Annotated in this window: 20 protein-coding genes; 12 read left to right on the top strand and 8 right to left on the bottom strand. The window is 61.6% G+C overall.

Annotated elements, in window-relative coordinates; all coding sequences use genetic code 11:
• Nucleotides 1-77 precede the first annotated feature (77 nt).
• On the bottom strand, nt 78-995 hold the full coding sequence (locus E5E96_RS04145; RefSeq protein WP_011707446.1) for a LysR substrate-binding domain-containing protein: 918 nt from the start codon (nt 993-995) through the stop codon (nt 78-80).
• A 91-nt stretch (nt 996-1,086) separates the two neighbouring features.
• Here E5E96_RS04145 and E5E96_RS04150 point away from each other — a divergent pair, with 91 nt between their 5' ends.
• Nucleotides 1,087-1,944: a DMT family transporter gene (locus E5E96_RS04150; RefSeq protein WP_011707447.1), complete on the top strand. Its 858-nt coding sequence runs from the start codon at nt 1,087-1,089 to the stop codon at nt 1,942-1,944.
• Between the two features lie 10 nt (nt 1,945-1,954).
• Here the strand turns inward: E5E96_RS04150 and E5E96_RS04155 are convergent, their stop codons facing one another.
• Entirely contained in the window at nt 1,955-2,536 is a 582-nt protein-coding gene (locus E5E96_RS04155) for a uracil-DNA glycosylase family protein (RefSeq protein ID WP_135318943.1), read from the bottom strand.
• Nucleotides 2,537-2,638: 102 nt separating this feature from the next.
• On the opposite strand from E5E96_RS04155, the gene rarD reads away from it, so the two are divergent.
• Nucleotides 2,639-3,547: an EamA family transporter RarD gene (gene rarD / locus E5E96_RS04160; RefSeq protein ID WP_171281610.1), complete on the top strand. Its 909-nt coding sequence runs from the start codon at nt 2,639-2,641 to the stop codon at nt 3,545-3,547.
• Here the strand turns inward: rarD and E5E96_RS04165 are convergent.
• Nucleotides 3,529-4,263 (bottom strand): ABC transporter substrate-binding protein, encoded by a 735-nt coding sequence (locus tag E5E96_RS04165; RefSeq protein WP_041216483.1) that lies wholly within the window; start codon nt 4,261-4,263, stop codon nt 3,529-3,531. The genes rarD and E5E96_RS04165 overlap by 19 nt on opposite strands.
• Before the next feature lie 44 nt (nt 4,264-4,307).
• On the opposite strand from E5E96_RS04165, the gene E5E96_RS04170 reads away from it, so the two are divergent.
• Nucleotides 4,308-4,709 (top strand): GIY-YIG nuclease family protein, encoded by a 402-nt coding sequence (locus E5E96_RS04170; RefSeq protein WP_171281611.1) that lies wholly within the window; start codon nt 4,308-4,310, stop codon nt 4,707-4,709.
• A gap of 196 nt (nt 4,710-4,905) precedes the next feature.
• Here E5E96_RS04170 and pspG read toward each other — a convergent pair whose 3' ends face one another.
• The 4 genes from pspG to E5E96_RS04190 all read right to left on the bottom strand — a co-directional run bounded on the left by pspG (nt 4,906) and on the right by E5E96_RS04190 (nt 6,973).
• Nucleotides 4,906-5,124, bottom strand: coding sequence for an envelope stress response protein PspG (pspG, locus tag E5E96_RS04175; protein WP_045788972.1), 219 nt, complete (start codon nt 5,122-5,124; stop codon nt 4,906-4,908).
• Between the two features lie 42 nt (nt 5,125-5,166).
• On the bottom strand, nt 5,167-5,373 hold the full coding sequence (locus E5E96_RS04180; RefSeq protein ID WP_045788971.1) for a PspC domain-containing protein: 207 nt from the start codon (nt 5,371-5,373) through the stop codon (nt 5,167-5,169).
• A 2-nt stretch (nt 5,374-5,375) separates the two neighbouring features.
• The gene (gene pspA / locus E5E96_RS04185) at nt 5,376-6,038 is read right to left on the bottom strand and encodes a phage shock protein PspA (protein ID WP_171281612.1); all 663 of its coding nucleotides are present in this window, start codon (nt 6,036-6,038) and stop codon (nt 5,376-5,378) included.
• A 206-nt stretch (nt 6,039-6,244) separates the two neighbouring features.
• Nucleotides 6,245-6,973, bottom strand: a complete 729-nt coding sequence (locus E5E96_RS04190; protein WP_011707454.1) for a 1-acylglycerol-3-phosphate O-acyltransferase — start codon at nt 6,971-6,973, stop codon at nt 6,245-6,247.
• A 176-nt stretch (nt 6,974-7,149) separates the two neighbouring features.
• On the opposite strand from E5E96_RS04190, the gene E5E96_RS04195 reads away from it, so the two are divergent.
• The 9 genes from E5E96_RS04195 (at nt 7,150) to E5E96_RS04235 (ending at nt 14,727) form a co-directional block, all read left to right on the top strand.
• Nucleotides 7,150-7,530: a hypothetical protein gene (locus tag E5E96_RS04195; RefSeq protein WP_171281613.1), complete on the top strand. Its 381-nt coding sequence runs from the start codon at nt 7,150-7,152 to the stop codon at nt 7,528-7,530.
• A gap of 55 nt (nt 7,531-7,585) precedes the next feature.
• On the top strand, nt 7,586-9,628 hold the full coding sequence (locus E5E96_RS04200; RefSeq protein WP_171281614.1) for a protein-disulfide reductase DsbD: 2,043 nt from the start codon (nt 7,586-7,588) through the stop codon (nt 9,626-9,628).
• A gap of 10 nt (nt 9,629-9,638) precedes the next feature.
• Nucleotides 9,639-10,394, top strand: a complete 756-nt coding sequence (locus E5E96_RS04205) for a DsbA family protein (RefSeq protein ID WP_043127148.1) — start codon at nt 9,639-9,641, stop codon at nt 10,392-10,394.
• Nucleotides 10,395-10,397: 3 nt separating this feature from the next.
• Nucleotides 10,398-10,925: a redoxin domain-containing protein gene (locus E5E96_RS04210; RefSeq protein WP_171281615.1), complete on the top strand. Its 528-nt coding sequence runs from the start codon at nt 10,398-10,400 to the stop codon at nt 10,923-10,925.
• Between the two features lie 280 nt (nt 10,926-11,205).
• Nucleotides 11,206-11,490 (top strand): DnaJ domain-containing protein, encoded by a 285-nt coding sequence (locus E5E96_RS04215; RefSeq protein WP_005305278.1) that lies wholly within the window; start codon nt 11,206-11,208, stop codon nt 11,488-11,490.
• Nucleotides 11,491-11,513: 23 nt separating this feature from the next.
• The gene (locus E5E96_RS04220; RefSeq protein ID WP_171281616.1) at nt 11,514-12,056 is read left to right on the top strand and encodes a hypothetical protein; all 543 of its coding nucleotides are present in this window, start codon (nt 11,514-11,516) and stop codon (nt 12,054-12,056) included.
• 12 nt (nt 12,057-12,068) lie between these two features.
• Nucleotides 12,069-12,836 carry a hypothetical protein gene (locus E5E96_RS04225; protein WP_005343119.1) on the top strand — a complete coding sequence of 256 codons (768 nt, stop codon included), beginning with the start codon at nt 12,069-12,071 and terminating at the stop codon, nt 12,834-12,836.
• An 11-nt stretch (nt 12,837-12,847) separates the two neighbouring features.
• Nucleotides 12,848-13,750: a hypothetical protein gene (locus E5E96_RS04230; protein ID WP_171281617.1), complete on the top strand. Its 903-nt coding sequence runs from the start codon at nt 12,848-12,850 to the stop codon at nt 13,748-13,750.
• Nucleotides 13,751-14,355: 605 nt separating this feature from the next.
• Nucleotides 14,356-14,727, top strand: coding sequence for a hypothetical protein (locus E5E96_RS04235; protein ID WP_171281618.1), 372 nt, complete (start codon nt 14,356-14,358; stop codon nt 14,725-14,727).
• A gap of 241 nt (nt 14,728-14,968) precedes the next feature.
• Here E5E96_RS04235 and E5E96_RS04240 read toward each other — a convergent pair whose 3' ends face one another.
• Nucleotides 14,969-15,292, bottom strand: coding sequence for a hypothetical protein (locus E5E96_RS04240; protein ID WP_139392595.1), 324 nt, complete (start codon nt 15,290-15,292; stop codon nt 14,969-14,971).
• Between the last annotated feature and the right edge of the window lie 114 nt (nt 15,293-15,406).

Here is a 15,406-nt window from a genome sequence, read left to right on the forward strand (position 1 = left end):
GAGCCTTGCCGTCAGGCCACTCCATATCTCGACCCTTCGCTGGATCTCCGCCACCAACCTGCTCGTGCTAAGCCGATTCAAACGCGCCTGAGCGGTTCATTCTCACCAGGGCGCAGGCTCGCTTGCGCCTCCTGCCAGAGCCATTGGCGCAGCCGGCTGATGGCGGGCTCATGGACACGCGAGCGCTTGCAGACGAAATAGAAGTTGTCCCCGGTCTCCAGTGCATGCAGCGGCAGTCGCACCAGACCAGGATCCTCCGGCTGCAGCATATAGTCGTTGATGAGTGCCACCCCCTGATCCCAGTTGGCTGCCTCCAGTGCCAGCAGAATGTGGCTGAAATGGTGCATCCTCGCCTCGGGGGCGATCGTCAGCCCGCCCACGTCGGCCCAGCGCCGCCAATCCTCCCCCTTCTCCTTGTAGATCGCCTGGATGGAGAGCAACGGCAGTTGCCACAAGGCCGCGGGCCACTCCCCCTCCACCTGCTGCCACAGCCGCCGGCTGCACACCGGCATCAGCCGCTCCCGATAGAGCAGATCGTGCATATAACCGGGCCCCTTGGGGGAGACAGTGATGAAGCAGTCCGCCACCCGATCGGAGAGTTCGGGATCCTCCGCCACCATCTCCAGGCTGAGATCCAGCTCGGGATAGAGCTGGCGCAGCCCCGCCAGGCGCGGGATCAGCCACTTCACCGCAAACGAGCTGTAGACCGCGAGCCGGATCCGCATTTCGCCACCGCCGCGCAGCTGCTCGCTGCTCTGTGCAATCTGGCCGAGCCCGGCGGAGATCCCTTCGAAATAGACCTCCCCCTGCGCCGTCAACGACAGCAGCCGGCCCTGGCGCAGCAACAACCGCTCACCCAGAAAATCCTCCAGCAGGCGGATCTGGTGGCTGACCGCACTCTGGCTGACGTTGAGCTCAACCGCGGCGCGAGAAAAGCTGAGCAGGCGGGCAACCACTTCGAAGTATTGAACGGCACGCAGGGGGGGCAGCTTCATTATCCAAAATTCTCATGCATGGTGATTTTTTATCATTTTACTGGATAACAGCACGCGGGCTACCCTTCCCTCATCAAACATGGGAGGTGGTATGAATGCAGTGGGGATCGGCATCCTTTATCTGGTGCTGGGCAATATGGTGGCGGTCTTTTCCGACGCGCTGGTCAAGGTGCTGGAGCCGGACCAGCCGGTGTTCCAGTTCGTCTTCTTCCGCCAGCTCTCCGCCGCCATCCTGCTGGCCCCCTGGCTGCTCTGGTCATGGCGTCGCAACCCGCCGGTGGCGCTCAAGTGGCATCTGCTGCGGGCCCATATCTGGGCCGTCGGCGTCTGCCTGATGGTGATCGCCCTCACCCGGCTGCCGCTGGCCACCGCCAACGCCCTCTTTTATGCGGCGCCGCTGATGATGGTGCCGCTGGCGGTGTGGCTGGCGGGGGAAGCGATCTCGCGCCAGAAGGTGCTGACCGCCTTCATCGGCTTTGTCGGGGTGCTGATCGTGCTGCGCCCCACCGAGGTGAACTGGGCGGCGCTGGCGGCGCTCGGGGTGGCGCTCTCCATGGCGCTCAACAACCTGCTGATCAAGCGGATCCCGCTCCAGCAGCCCATCGCCCAGACCCTGTTCTTTACCAACGTGTTGAGCATGCCCTTCATCATGGCGCTGGCCTGGTGGGAAGGGGGCGACTGGCAGTGGCAGATGTGGTGGCCCGCCTTCGGCTCTTCGGCGCTGATCATGGTCTATGCGGGATTGTGCGTGGTGGCCTATCGCAAGGCGGAGGCGAGCAAAATAGCCTCGGCGGAGTACACCGGCCTGCTGATGGCGGTCGCCATCGGGGTGTGGCTGTTCGATGAGCAGCCGGGCCTGCCGCTGCTGCTGGGGTGCCTGTGCATCATACTGCCGCTCATCGCCATGGCCCGCAGCAAGCCCAAACCGCAGGTCGAACCGGCGCTCTAGCCAACGAGGGTCACCCCAGCAGCGGGGCGACCCTTTGTTGCAGATGGGGGATCACATCCTGCTCGAACCAGGGATTCTTCTTGAGCCAGAAGGTGTTGCGCGGTGACGGGTGCGGCAGCGGCAACCAGGCCGGGCCGTAGTCCGCCCAGCTGCGTACCGTCTCGGTCAGCGACCCTTTCGCCGCATCCCGCAGGTAGTAGGCTTGCGCATACTGGCCGATCAGCAGGGTCAGCTCGATGTTGGGCAGCAGCATCAGCACCTTGTCGTGCCAGGTGGGTGCACATTCGGGGCGCGGCGGCAGATCCCCCGACTTGCCCTTGCCGGGATAACAGAGCCCCATCGGCATGATGGCAATACGGGATTCATCGTAAAAGGTGGCCTTGTCCACCCCGAGCCACTGGCGCAGGCGATCGCCGGAGGGATCGTCCCAGGGGATGCCGCTGGCATGCACCCGGGTGCCAGGCGCCTGGCCGATGATCAGCAGACGGGCGCGCTCGCTGCCACGGATCACCGGTCTGGGCCCGAGCGGCAAGTGTGCCTCGCACAGGTGGCAGGCACGGATCTGTTCAAACAAACTGTCGAGTCGGTTCATGGGCCCGATAGTAGCAGAGTTTTCCGCCGGATCCTGCTTGTGAAAGATTCAGCAGATACTTATCATGCAGCCACACTTGTTTAATTTAATAAACGGAGCGAGATGAAGAACTGGATGGGCACCGGCAGCGCGGCCCTCTCATTCGTGCTGTGGGGCATGCTGCCCCTCTATTACCAGTTCATGCCCGCGGTCAACATGTGGGAGCTGCTCTCCCACCGGGTACTCTGGTCGGCGGTGCTGCTGGGCGTCCTGTTCCTCCTCATCGGCTACCGGGTGCCCTGGGCGCGGCTGCGCAGCGAACCGCGCCAGCTCGGCCTCATCCTGCTGGCCGGCCCCGTCATGTCCATCAGCTGGTGCATGTTCACCTGGTGCCTCACCACCGGCCAGGTGCTGGCCACCAGCCTCGCCTTCTTCATGACGCCGCTGTTCAACATCGTGTTTGCCGTGTTGTTCCTCAAAGAGAAGCTCACCCCGCAAAAACACCTGGCGGTAGCGCTGGCGCTGGCGGGGCTGGCCTACATGCTCTTTTCTTACGGCCAGCTGCCCTGGTTCTCCCTCATCATGGGGGCCAACTTCGCCCTCTACGGTCTGCTCAAGAAGAAGGTCCACTATAACGCCGGCGTCAGTCTCTATCTCGAGGCGCTGGTGCAGTTGCCCGTCGCCCTGCTGATCATCGGCGCTCTGGCGGTGAGCGGCGCCAGCCAGTTCGTGGCCGGTGACTGGACCGAGCGACTGCTGCTGATGGGCAGCGCCCCCGCCACCCTGCTGCCGGTGGGGCTGTTCTGCTACGGCATGATGCGTACCCGCATGAGCACGGTGGGCCTGTTGCAATACATAGAGCCCAGCCTCGCCTTCCTGCTCGCTATCTTCTGGTTTGGCGAGACGCCGGATCCGGTAAAATCGGTGGGGTTTGCCTTCGTCTGGGCCGGCCTGCTGGTGAGCCTGCTGCCCCTGCACAAGCTTGGGCGCCATCCGCGCCGCAGCGCCGACGCTCAGGGTCTGCCGCGGTAGGACTCAAGGATGGCGTGCCACTTGGGATCCCGGTCCATCTGCTCGGCGATGTCATTCAGCCGGGAGTGCAGTGCGCTGCGGGATTTTGGCAACAGGATGTGGCGGGTATAGCTGGACTGGGCAAAGGGCGAGACGAACAGCTTGCCCTCGAAGGCCGGGTCATGGGTGAAGAAGGTGAGCGCCGAGCCCGGCACCAGGGTCACGTCGATGCGACCGCGCACCAGCAGGCTGAAGTTGGTCTTGACCTTCTTGGCATCGACCCGCACCAGATCCCCCCTGGCCGCCGCCTCGTCGATGCCCTGATAGCGATACCCCTCGATGCCGCCAAAGGTCATCCCCTTCAGTGAATCGGGCCCGCGATAGATGACCGGCCTGGCGACGCTGGAGATAAGCTCGTTGGTATCGCGCATGATGGGAAAGGTCCAGAGGTAGAGCTCGCGCTGGGGATCCCCCACCCAGGCGGGATTGACCCAGGCCACCAGGCCATCGAAGCCTGGATCCGACATCTCCAGTGCCAGTCTGGCCCGATTCACCAGCCAAAGTTCCAGCCTGGGTTCTCCGCCAAGCTTTTCATTGAGATACTTGACCAGATCCCGGCTCAGACCGGTCTGCTCCCCGGTCATGAAGGGGGGGTGCTGATGATAGTCGTAGAGACGCAGCGTCTCGCCATGAGCCGATATCGACAGCAAACACCACAACCACCACCACGCTCGCATCGCACCTCCTTGAGCTGCTCTTGAGTGTGGCACAGAGAGATCGAATGAGAGAACCCGCTCCCGGCGCCGAACCGGCTGCCAGTCCGCCCGCCAGCCACTGGTTCATCTACATGGTGCGCACCGCCAGCGGCCTGCTCTATACCGGGATCAGCACGGACCCGCTCCGCCGCCTGCGCCAGCATCAGAGCGGCAAGGGATCCCGCGCCCTGCGTGGCAAGGGGCCGCTGACCCTGGCATGGCAGCAGGTCGTCGGCGAGAAAGGGGCGGCGCTGCGCCTCGAATACCGGCTCAAGCAGCAGAGCAAGGCCTTCAAGGAGCAGCTGATCACCCAGCCGGAGCGCTGGCTCGCCTGCAGCCAGTCATGGCTGGCCGACACCCGCACACAAAAAAGGCCTCGGTACGCAGCGGCCAAGGAAGGATCCAATAACAGGGAGTGTCAACGGTAGGTTGGTTAACCAGCTTGTGCCGGCGGCTGAACAGCAGACACAAAAAAGGCCGCGGTATACAGCGGCCAAGGAAGGATCCGGTAACAGGGACTGTCAACGGCAGGTTGATTAACCAGCTTGTGCCGGTGGCTGAACAGCAGACACAAAAAAGGCCGCGGTACGCAGCGGCCAAGGAAGGATCCGGTAACAGGGAGTGTCAACGGTAGGTATTAGCCTGCTTGCGCCGGCTGCTGATGAACCAGCACACCAGCAGCAGCACCAGCAACCAGGGCGCCAGCTTGATGATGAGGGCAAACATGCCGGCCAGGGCGCCAAACAGCACGAAGACGCCGCTCACCAGCAGCATGGCCAGCACGGTGAACCCGGCCAGCGCCATGCCGACCAGAACCAGCATCAAGACGATAAATTCCAGCATGTTTTGCTCCTCACTGGGTTAATGCGGCTGAGTGACCCGGGGTCAATCCAGCCAGCGCTTCAATTCACGACGGGGCGGCATGATCAATACCGCCAGCAGATAGGCGGCCAGCGCCAGGGGCGGCATCAGGATCAGCGCCATCAAGGCCACGACCCGCACCGTCACCCTGGAGAGCCCCAGCCCGTTGGCGATGCCGGCACAGACCCCGGTCAGCTTGCGATGGGCAAGATCCTTCGGCCAGGGCGTCATGGTTATGCCTCCACCTTTTGACCCTTGAGGCGGGCCAGCTCCCGTTCAATCTCGTCGTTCAGCTCCAGCTCGCGGAACTGGGCCTCCAGCGAAGGGTTCTGCCCCAGAGTGGCCGCCTCCAGCTGGGCTTCCAGCTGATCGACCCGGCCCTGAAAACCGTCAAAACGGGCCATCAGCTCGTGCATGCGCTGGTTGTCTACCTGGGCACGGGCCCGCAGCCGGCTGTGGGCAGTCTGCTCACGCAGGGTCAGCAGCTTCTGCTTCTCGCGCGCCTCGGTCAGCTTGGCGGCCAGCCGCTCGCTGTCGGCGGTGAGCTGGGCCAGCACCTCGGCGACCCGCGCCTTGTCCTGCTCCAGCTGTTCGCATTTTTTGACCTCGGCCAGCTTCTCGGTCAGCGCGGCCCGGGCCAGGTCCTCACGCCCCTTCTCGATGGCGAGTTCGGCCTTGGCCGACCACTCCAGGATCTGGTGTTGCAACGCCTGCTGATGACGCTCCAGCTGCTTCTGTTCGGCAATGACGCGGGCGGCCTGGGTTCTCATCTCGACCTGGACCTGCTCCATCTCTTCGATCATCAGCCGCAGCATCTTCTCCGGCTCTTCACTCTTGTCGAGCAGGCTGTGCAGGTTGGCATTGATCACGTCGGTCAGGCGGCTAAATACGCTCATGGTCTGGCTCCTTGTTGATGGGATGGCTATCTCTTCCCATGACATTACAAGAGCCGTGCCAAGATTATTTTCCCTTTACTTACATATAGATGAGGTTTTATCAGGTATTTTCAATATCGTCTTAGTGGCGAAAAATACCGATCTAGTGGTGATTTTCACCAATAAAAAAGGGAGCCGGCGGCTCCCTCATGCAATCAGCGGTGTACTCAGGCGGCCCGGGGATGACCGAGCTGGCTGTCCAGCTCGGCCAGCTTGGCCTCCATCCGGGCGCGGCAGTTGTCGGAGAGGTCGCGAATGCCGGCGGCGCCGTGCTCCTTGCTGCAGACCGGGGCCATCACTTCCAGCAGCACCTCGCCGTTGTCCCAGCGGTTGAGATCGATCTGGCCGAAGTAGCTGGAGCAGACGATGGGCACCACCGGCACCTCTGCCTGTACCGCGGTGTGGAAGGCGCCCGCCTTGAACGGCAGCAGGCCGCGCCCCTTGGAGCGGGTCCCCTCCGGGAACATCCAGATGGAGGTGCCGCGATTCTTGATGCGCTCCACCACCTGGCCGATGGTGCCGATGGCGCGGGAGCGGTTGGAGCGGTCGATCAGCACGTTGCCAGAGAGCCAGAAGATGAGGCCGAAGAAAGGCAGCCACAGCAGGCTCTTCTTGCCCACCGCCACCACGCCGGGCTGCACCGCGCCGGTCACGGTGAAGATGTCGTAGTTGCTCTGGTGGTTGCAGACGTAGACCGCCGGCCCCACCGATTTGACCTCGTCGGCCACCGTAACCCGGACCTTGAGGCCGATCAGCGGGCAGACAGCATGATACATGCGGGCGAAGACATAGACGTTGTTGGGATGGCGCGGACGCACCAGGCAAAGCAGCAGACCGAACAGGAACCAGAAGATGAGCAGCAGACCAAGCAGCAGCACACGGGCAAGTTTGAGCATCGAACACCTCGGATTTTGACTCGGCGCAGTATACTGGCCCCCCTTTTAGCGAACAAGCGTTCGCCAAACAGAACCGACCACCCCTGCCACTCGCCCCTCTGCCTTAAAACGGACGGCGGCTTGCCCCACCCGGCGTTGGCCGTTAGGATGTGGCCATCTTGATGAACGGGGCGAGCATGATTCACCAACAACGCGTGGCGAAACGATTCCTGCTGCTGGTCTGCCTGCTGGCGCTCAATTGCGCTGCCCAGCCGCTGGCCCGGCTGGCCCTGCTCGATCACGCTCTCAGCTGTCAGGCCCTGCCCTCCTTCGTCACGGCCGACGACCAGGCCGACAAGAGCAAGCCCGCCAGCCCGCAGCCCAGCAGTTGCCAGCTCAACGGCAAGTGGCTGAGCGCCACCACCCTGCTCTGCCTCGAGCAGCTGTTCTTTGCGGTGGCCCTGCTCATCGCCCTGCTGGCCCCGCTCTGGCGCTACACGCCGCCACTGCCGCCGCCACGGGCCGTCTCCCCTCCCGAACGACGACTTCACCTCACCCTCTGTGTCTGGCGGGAATGAGTTCAGCCGCGCTTTTTTCAGCCTGCTGTCATTCATTTTTTGCGAGACAACATTTATGTCAACTCTCTTCAAGGCGAGCCTGCTGCTGGGCTGCCTGCTGTGGCAATCCAGCGGATTGGCCAGCGATACGGGCTGGCTCACCAGCCCCCAGAACGATCACGCCAAGGTCAGGCTGCAAGCCGACCGCAGCGCCCCTGACCACACCCGCATCCTGCTCGAGGTGGCCCTCGAATCCGGCTGGAAAACCTACTGGCGCAGCCCGGGTGAAGGGGGCATAGCGCCCCAGATCTTGTGGGATCAGCCGGTCGGCGACTTCCAGTGGCACTGGCCCACGCCGCGCCCCTTCGAGGTGGCCGGGCTCAGCACCCAGGGTTATCAGCAACAGGTGCGCTTCCCCCTGAGCCTCGACTACCCGGCGGGGCAGCCACTCAAGGGCACCTTGCGCCTCTCCACCTGCAGCAACGTCTGCATCCTGACCGACTACCCCTTCACCCTGGCGGTGGATGGGCAGGCGCCGGCCGGTTTCGACTTCGCCTGGGCCCAGACCATGAGCACCCTGCCGCAGACGCTGCCCGCCGACACCCGGGTCGAGCTCGGCTACCAGCACAACCAGCTGCAGCTGCGCGCCGAGCGGGCGGAGGGATGGCAGGAGCCTGTGCTCTTCATCGATGCGCTGGAGGGGGCCGAGTTCGGCAAGCCCACGCTCGAGGTAAGCGGCAACACCCTGATTGCCCGGGTCCCGGTCAGCGATGGCTGGCAGGGGGATGCCCCTGACTTGCGTGGCCAATCCCTCAGCCTGTTGCTCGGCAGCGGCGATGAGGCCTGGCAGACCCGCGCCACCATCGCCGATCCTCTCGCCCTGCCGGCCCCAGGCCAGCCTCTCATCTGGCTGCTGGGGGCGGCGCTGCTCGGCGGCCTCATCCTCAACCTGATGCCCTGCGTGCTGCCGGTGCTGGCCCTGAAACTGGGTACCGTGCTGCAGCAGCAGGAGAGCAAACAGCGACAGGTGCGCAAGCAGTTCCTCGCCGCCAGTGCCGGGATCATGGCCTCCTTCTGGATGCTGGCGGCCATGAGCAGCCTGCTGCGCGCGTCTCAGGGCGCCGTCGGCTGGGGGATCCAGTTCCAGAGCGCCGGTTTCATCGGCTTCATGGTGGCGGTGACCCTGCTGTTTTGCGCCAACCTGCTGGGTCTGTTCGAAATCCGTCTGCCCAGCAATCTCAGCACTCGCCTCGCCACCAGCGGCGGCAAGGGGCTCGGTGGCCATTTCCTGCAGGGGAGCTTCGCCACCCTGCTGGCCACCCCCTGCTCGGCCCCCTTCCTCGGCACCGCGGTGGCCTTTGCGCTGGCGGCGCCGCTCGGCCAGCTCTGGCTCATCTTCACGGCGCTCGGCCTTGGCATGAGCCTGCCCTGGCTGCTGGTGGCGGCCCTGCCGCGCCTCGCCCTCTGGCTGCCCAAACCGGGCCGCTGGATGGGGCGACTGCGCATCCTGCTCGGGTTGATGATGCTGGGCTCCAGCCTCTGGCTGGCGAGCCTGCTTGGCAACCATCTGGGCAGCACGGCCACCGGCTGGCTGATGGCCGCCATGCTGCTGGCACTGCTGATTGGCATCCTCTGGCGCTATGGCATGCGCGGTTTCACGCTGGCCCTCTCCCTCTCGGCACTCATCGGCGGCGCCCTGCTGCTGGGTGGCGCCCTCACGGCGCAGGGGTCGGGCAGCGTCGATCGCATTACCTGGCAGCCGCTCTCCGAACAGGCCATCGTCGATGCGCTGGCCCAGCGCAAGCGGGTCTTCGTCGACGTCACCGCCGACTGGTGCGTCACCTGCAAGGCCAACAAGTACAACGTGCTGCTGCGTGACGAGGTGCAAAGCGCCCTGTCGGCCCCTGACGTGGTGGCCCTGCGCGGCGACTGGAGCCGGCCAAGCGATGCCATCTCCGCCTTCCTGCGCCAGCGCGGCGCGGCCGCCGTCCCCTTCAACCAGATCTACGGGCCCGGCCTGCCAGAAGGAGAGATCCTCTCGCCCCTGCTGGACAAGGCCGACTTGCTCGACGTGTTGCACCAGGCCGGCCTCGTCCAGGCCGATGCCCCTCATTTTTAAGGAGAATCCCATGACCCTGCGTACCCTGAAACTGCGCACCCTGACCCTCTGTACCGCCCTGGTTGCCGGCACCCTCTGCGCCCCCTTGCTGCAGGCGGCGCCCTTCACCCCGGAGCAGGAGGCACGCATCAAGGAGCTTATTCGCGAGACCCTGGTCGCCAACCCCAAGATCCTCGACGAGGCGGCCGAGTCCTGGGAGAAGCAGAACGCCGCCGCCCAGGAGGCCCAGCTCGGCGACTTCATCAAGGGCAACCAAGACGTGCTGTTCAACAGCGCCACCAGCCCGCGCCTTGGCGCCAAGCACCCCAAGCTGACCCTGGTGCTGTTCACCGACTACAACTGCCCCTACTGCAAGCAGTTCGATCCCCAGCTGACCAAGCTGCTCAAGGCCTATCCCGACGATCTGGGACTGGTGATCAAGCTACTGCCGTTCAAGGGGCAGAGCTCCGCCAAGGCGGCCCAGTACAGCCTGACCCTGTGGCAGCAGGAGCCGGCCCGCTTCCTCGCCCTGCACGACAAGCTGATGAGCAAGCAGGGGATGCTGACCGAGGCGGACATCAACAAGGCGCTGGCGGCCACCGGCAACACCGCCCTCAAGCCCGATGCCAAGGCCACCGAGGAGCTGCGTAACAGCCTGCGCATCGGCACCCTCCTTGGCGTGCAGGGCACCCCGGCAACGCTGATCGGCAACCAGCTGGTGCCGGGCGCCGTGCCCTATGACGAGCTGGAGCAGCTGGTGAAGGCCGAGCTGGCCAAGCGGAGCTAAGCCATGGCGGAGGATGTAGTCGTAAAACCACCCCGCTGGCGCCGCTGGGGCAAGGAGGCGCTCTGGCTGCTGCTGATGGCGCTGGTCATCTCCACTCTGCTGGATCTGTGGCACAGCCCCACCCTGCCGGCGGGGGCCATGGCGGCACCCTTCACCCTGCAGGATGGCACCATCACCAGCCTGGCCGAGCAGAGCCGCGGCAAGCCGCTGCTGGTCTACTACTGGGCCAGCTGGTGTGGCGTCTGCCGCTTCACCACCCCCACGGTGGAGCAGCTCTGGCAGCAGGGTGAAAACGTGCTGACGGTGGCGCTGCGCTCCGGCAGCGATGACCAGCTGCGCGCCGGGATGGCGAAGAAGGGGCTTGCCTTTCCCACCCACAACGATGAGCGGGGGGCGCTGGCCGCTCGCTGGCAGGTGGGGGTCACCCCCACCTTCCTCATCATCAAGGATGGGAAGCTGGTGAGCAGCACCATCGGCTGGAGCTCATGGCTCGGGCTCAAGGCCCGTCTGCTGTGGGCCAGCCTGCGCTGACCCCTGACCTCGACGCCCGGCCAGTCCGGGCGTTTTTTCAACCCCTGTCACACATGGGTCACCATGGAACTGACAAAATAGTCACAAACGGCCCCAAACCTCCCCCTGACGAGGCCCCGCACGACGCTACCCGCACGCCCATCTGTTCGCTTCCTATCCATGGCGATGGCGGCCTGTTTGCGTTAAAATGTCGGGTTTTTGCCGAGCCTGGTTTGCCAAGAGCCCCGCCGCCAGGCCAGCGCAGGGTCAATTCCACGATGCCAGTGAGGCAGGATCCGTCATGAACAACTACTTCCGGGTGTTGGGCGTCAAGTCCAACGCCAGTGAAAACGACATCAAAAAAGCCTATCGACGGCTGTCGAACCAGTACCACCCCGACAAGCTGCACGGGGCGAGCGAAGAAGAGAAAGAGCAGGCAGCCCTCAAGCTGCACCAGGTAAAGCAGGCTTATGAAGTGCTGTCCGATCCGAAACAGCGGGCCGCCTTTATCAAGGATTTCAACAACGTCATCGTGACCGATCCCGCTGCTGCCATGCAGGAGATGTGGGACCAGTTCTACCCCTGAGCCACCAGGCAAGAAGAGCGACTATGCAAAATAAATGGGACCAGGCACGGCTCAAGGCCCTGCAAAGCGATGCCAGTGAAAACATCGAATCCTACCGGGATCAGGACGATCCCAAGGGACTCGAGCAGTTCACCGACCAGATGAAGGCCCTGCTGCTGGCCGACATGAGCATGCTGGAGTTCATGCCCGAATACCTGCCGCTCGCCCTCTATGGCCGGGTGCAGTTCCCGCCCAAGGCCAAGTCGCAGTGGAACAAGTGGCTCGCCAGCGGCGAGCAGCCTTCCTGGGACGAGTTCAAGGTGAGCGTTGGCTTCAACAACGCCGTCCTGCCGCTGGTCAAGGCGGTGCGGGCCCAGAGCGAAGATCAGCTGATGGAAGCCTGCGCCGTGCTGTTCCTGCTCGACAACCCGCTGCCGCGCGGCAGCCACCGTGCCGATGACGACTATGAGCTGCGGGACGATGAAGAGGAAGACGGGGAAGATGCCGACGCCGACTACCATGGCGGCAGTGACCGCTATGGTGATGACGACGGCGATCAGGATATGTACGACGAAGTCCGTTTCTAATTGGGGCAAGGCATGAGCAACAGTCTGATAGAAATTACCGCCATCGAGATCAAAGAGCTGGCCGTCATCGAGCCGAAGCAGGCCAGCGAAAAGTTCGAGCTGATCGCCAAGACCATGTCTGACGACCAGCTGGCAGAAGTGATTGAAAACATTGATATCGTTACCCTGACCCAGATTAACGGCCAGCACGACATCTCCTTCCCCTCCATCATCTCCGAGCTGATGACCCCGGAGCGGATCCGCGACATCGTCTGCCAGCAGCCGCTCTACTGGGAAGAGGCGATCAAGAACAACGCCGACGAGCTGCAGCAGCACACCTTCGACTTCCTCAACTACCTGATCCGCACCCAGGATAGCGAAGCCAAGCAGCGCGAAATCCTCGAGTGCGTGGCCGAAGACCCGGCCGGTCTCTTCTACCTCGCCATCCCCTTTATCGAGTTCTATCGTGGCGATCGCTATGAAGAGGATGAGGGCTATCGCGACGTGCTGCACGCCGAAGAGGAAGATCTCGAAGAGTCCCTGCGCTACAGCGAGCGCCAGCAGAGCGAGGATGTCCACGACTACGCGCTGGATGATCCGCGCAGCCTCTTGATGCTCATTCGCGAGCTGGCCCCCGAGGTGGAGAAAGCCATCAAGGCGCTGCTGCGCAATGAGCACTCCAGCTGGGACGGCATCATCAACAAGTTTGCCGCCGAACTGGTGATGCAGGCCAAAGAGAAGAACAAGGTCGAGGAAGACGAGTACGGCGACGTCGACGACATGTTCAGCTTTCTGGATTAAGGAGCCCATTCATGCAGTTAGTCATTCGCGATGCCAACCAGGGCCCCTTTCTGACCCAGGTGCTGCGCTTTGGCCACGACAATGAACGTTTGACCGAGCAACAGCTGGCCGCCATCAAGGGCAAGGCGGTGCTGATGAGCCTCAAATTCGCCGACAAGTACTACAACAAGTACAAGATGCACCTGCTGGAGCAGGCCGCCCACGACGTCATCGGCGTGGTGAGCCTCGGCCTGCAGGAGCTCTCGGCGCGTGATCCGGCCAAGGCGCTGGCGCTGCTGCAGGCGCCGGAAGGCCCCATCAAGCCGTTCCAGAAGGGCTGGTCGATGCTCATCACCGTCAGCCCCAAGCAGGCTGGCAACAGCCTCTACGGTGACGTGGATGCGCGGCTCTTGGACAAGATCTCGAGCCCGCCCGATGTGGAGGAGTGGCAAGGGTGGCAGGAGTACGAGAAGGCGCTGACCGAGCACAACAAGAGCCGCCTGATGGAGCTCATCGACCAGCACTTCTTCGCCTGCGAGAGCGACCACCCCACCATGGAGGACAAGCTGGCCGAAGCGCTGCTCTACCGCATCCTCTGCGGCAAGGGCAGTGGCGCCGCCCCGCTCAAGGTGAAGCAGGATCTCAAGCGCAAACTGGCGCGGGAGATTGAACTCGACGAGGGCTGGTATGACACCGACTACCTCGCCGCCCAGCTCACCCTGATGCTGGGCGCGCTGCCCGCCGACATGGCCGCCGCCCTGCGTCAGGAGCTGAGCCCGGGCTTTGTGCCCAACCTGCTGCACACCCTCGGCTTTGTGCGCCAGTACCAGCTGCTGCAAAAAGAGAACGCCTCTCCGGAGAAGCTCGACAACATGGAGATGCGCGCCGGGCTCAAGCACCCGCTGCTCGGCTGGCCGCTCTATCACGACTTCTAAGGGGCCATGCCCTCTTGCAGGGCGGTACCCGCCGCTCCTCCCCACAACGCCCGGCTTGCCGGGCGTTGCTATATCAGCAATCCTCTTGCCACCTCACTTAACAGTCGAGGAATAAAGGAGGTAAATTAGGTTCATTCAAACCCCATACATCGCTATACTCGCCTGACTTTAGGGCTGGGCAAGCTCACTCTTATATAGGCCGTTTTTATATGTTGCTTCCACTTATCATGCTGTTCAGCACTGAGGCGCCACTACTATTGGATACCCGCCTTTATAAAGAGGTTACATACAATTGCATAAGTGCAGATTTGGAGAACTGGCGGCACCCAACCAAGAAGGTACTGTTGGAACGAGGTGTCATATTAAAAAAAGTTGAGTTGTGTAACGATAAAAAATATCCGATATATCATGTCAGACTGCCATATGACCCAACCGGAAAAACTCAAGACTACTTCCATCCTCTTTATGCAGCCATGTATAAAACCAATGGGAAATGGCCATATGCCATAGTGGATGAAGAGGGTACTATCATTTATGTAACGTATCGAGAGAATACCATTATTACACCTGACTACGAATTTTTCTCCCCATAGAAACGATAGCTTATGAAAAACATTAAATTCTTACTTAAATCGCTGTATCATGGCTATGCATTTATTGGTGCCGTCCTTTTAACATTGCTGATGATTTTTTCTGATAGTCTGCCGGTGTACTATGATGAACCATTCACAGATACTGCAGGGCTAACGTGGCGCAACGAAAACAATAAATCACAAGGCTATCAACTTATTACTACTGTGCAGGGCCTACATCGATTGAGGATATATGAACTTGATAAAGACAAAAATCCGCACCTATTAAATGAGATTGCTATCAAACTTGATTTCTCTTCACACTCAAATATATCTTCAAGCAATTTCTACAACTACGATGGCCGGCAAGTTCAATTTAATACATCAATTGCCGCACAGCCCTGATTAATAAAGCATGTGCCTACCCAACAATATACATATCAACAACCATTTATCTTCCGACATATATTAACTCAACTGATGCAATTCAAATGGTGAAGTCTGAGAAAAAGTGGTCCCAGCAGAGCGGTAGCTACCCTGTAGGGCTTACATAACTGCGATACGTCATCAAATACATCTCGCCTAACAGGTGAAACGATATCGATATAGGTAGCTACTGCTCGACTGATTCATGCTAACCAGCAATTCAATTCACAATGCTCCACATGGCACTTTCCATACCAGTTTCCCGAAAGTCGATGGTCACAGGGTATTCTTTGCCACACCCCATCACGGTCCAGCGCTCCTGCCAGTAGCGGCTACCCGGCTCTCCCCTAGTCAACTGCAACACCACGGGCACAAAACGCTCCGGTGCCTCACAACCCTTGGTAGCCACCCAGGACGCCACGCCCACCATAGCATCTTGAATAAGCTGCGGGTTGGCGAGTGTGCCTTCCTGTACTGGCTTGGGTATCTCAGCCTGAGCACACAAAGCCCACCAACAAAGTAAGAGCGGGGTATATCTCATCATCACGTCTCCTTATGATTTTGCCCGTTTCTACCGGGACCGTGGAGCGGAATTAACTCATTTGGAAACCAATAATATCCTGTAAAAGAACTCAATAAAACCTCTTGTACATACAGC

Source organism: Aeromonas sp. 1805, from assembly GCF_013085525.1.
Lineage (GTDB): Bacteria > Pseudomonadota > Gammaproteobacteria > Enterobacterales > Aeromonadaceae > Aeromonas > Aeromonas hydrophila.

Excerpts from the sequence above, each read along its gene's own strand:
- E5E96_RS04240 (WP_139392595.1), bottom strand. The coding sequence starts at position 15,292 with ATGATGAGATATACCCCGCTCTTACTTTGTTGGTGGGCTTTGTGTGCT.
- E5E96_RS04165 (WP_041216483.1), bottom strand. The coding sequence starts at position 4,263 with ATGCGAGCGTGGTGGTGGTTGTGGTGTTTGCTGTCGATATCGGCTCAT.
- E5E96_RS04200 (WP_171281614.1), top strand. The coding sequence starts at position 7,586 with ATGTCAACTCTCTTCAAGGCGAGCCTGCTGCTGGGCTGCCTGCTGTGG.
- E5E96_RS04220 (WP_171281616.1), top strand. The coding sequence starts at position 11,514 with ATGCAAAATAAATGGGACCAGGCACGGCTCAAGGCCCTGCAAAGCGAT.
- E5E96_RS04190 (WP_011707454.1), bottom strand. The coding sequence starts at position 6,973 with ATGCTCAAACTTGCCCGTGTGCTGCTGCTTGGTCTGCTGCTCATCTTC.
- E5E96_RS04225 (WP_005343119.1), top strand. The coding sequence starts at position 12,069 with ATGAGCAACAGTCTGATAGAAATTACCGCCATCGAGATCAAAGAGCTG.
- rarD (WP_171281610.1), top strand. The coding sequence starts at position 2,639 with ATGAAGAACTGGATGGGCACCGGCAGCGCGGCCCTCTCATTCGTGCTG.
- E5E96_RS04180 (WP_045788971.1), bottom strand. The coding sequence starts at position 5,373 with ATGACGCCCTGGCCGAAGGATCTTGCCCATCGCAAGCTGACCGGGGTC.
- E5E96_RS04195 (WP_171281613.1), top strand. The coding sequence starts at position 7,150 with ATGATTCACCAACAACGCGTGGCGAAACGATTCCTGCTGCTGGTCTGC.
- E5E96_RS04210 (WP_171281615.1), top strand. The coding sequence starts at position 10,398 with ATGGCGGAGGATGTAGTCGTAAAACCACCCCGCTGGCGCCGCTGGGGC.
- E5E96_RS04215 (WP_005305278.1), top strand. The coding sequence starts at position 11,206 with ATGAACAACTACTTCCGGGTGTTGGGCGTCAAGTCCAACGCCAGTGAA.
- E5E96_RS04170 (WP_171281611.1), top strand. The coding sequence starts at position 4,308 with ATGAGAGAACCCGCTCCCGGCGCCGAACCGGCTGCCAGTCCGCCCGCC.
- E5E96_RS04145 (WP_011707446.1), bottom strand. The coding sequence starts at position 995 with ATGAAGCTGCCCCCCCTGCGTGCCGTTCAATACTTCGAAGTGGTTGCC.
- pspA (WP_171281612.1), bottom strand. The coding sequence starts at position 6,038 with ATGAGCGTATTTAGCCGCCTGACCGACGTGATCAATGCCAACCTGCAC.
- pspG (WP_045788972.1), bottom strand. The coding sequence starts at position 5,124 with ATGCTGGAATTTATCGTCTTGATGCTGGTTCTGGTCGGCATGGCGCTG.
- E5E96_RS04155 (WP_135318943.1), bottom strand. The coding sequence starts at position 2,536 with ATGAACCGACTCGACAGTTTGTTTGAACAGATCCGTGCCTGCCACCTG.
- E5E96_RS04230 (WP_171281617.1), top strand. The coding sequence starts at position 12,848 with ATGCAGTTAGTCATTCGCGATGCCAACCAGGGCCCCTTTCTGACCCAG.
- E5E96_RS04150 (WP_011707447.1), top strand. The coding sequence starts at position 1,087 with ATGAATGCAGTGGGGATCGGCATCCTTTATCTGGTGCTGGGCAATATG.
- E5E96_RS04235 (WP_171281618.1), top strand. The coding sequence starts at position 14,356 with ATGAAAAACATTAAATTCTTACTTAAATCGCTGTATCATGGCTATGCA.
- E5E96_RS04205 (WP_043127148.1), top strand. The coding sequence starts at position 9,639 with ATGACCCTGCGTACCCTGAAACTGCGCACCCTGACCCTCTGTACCGCC.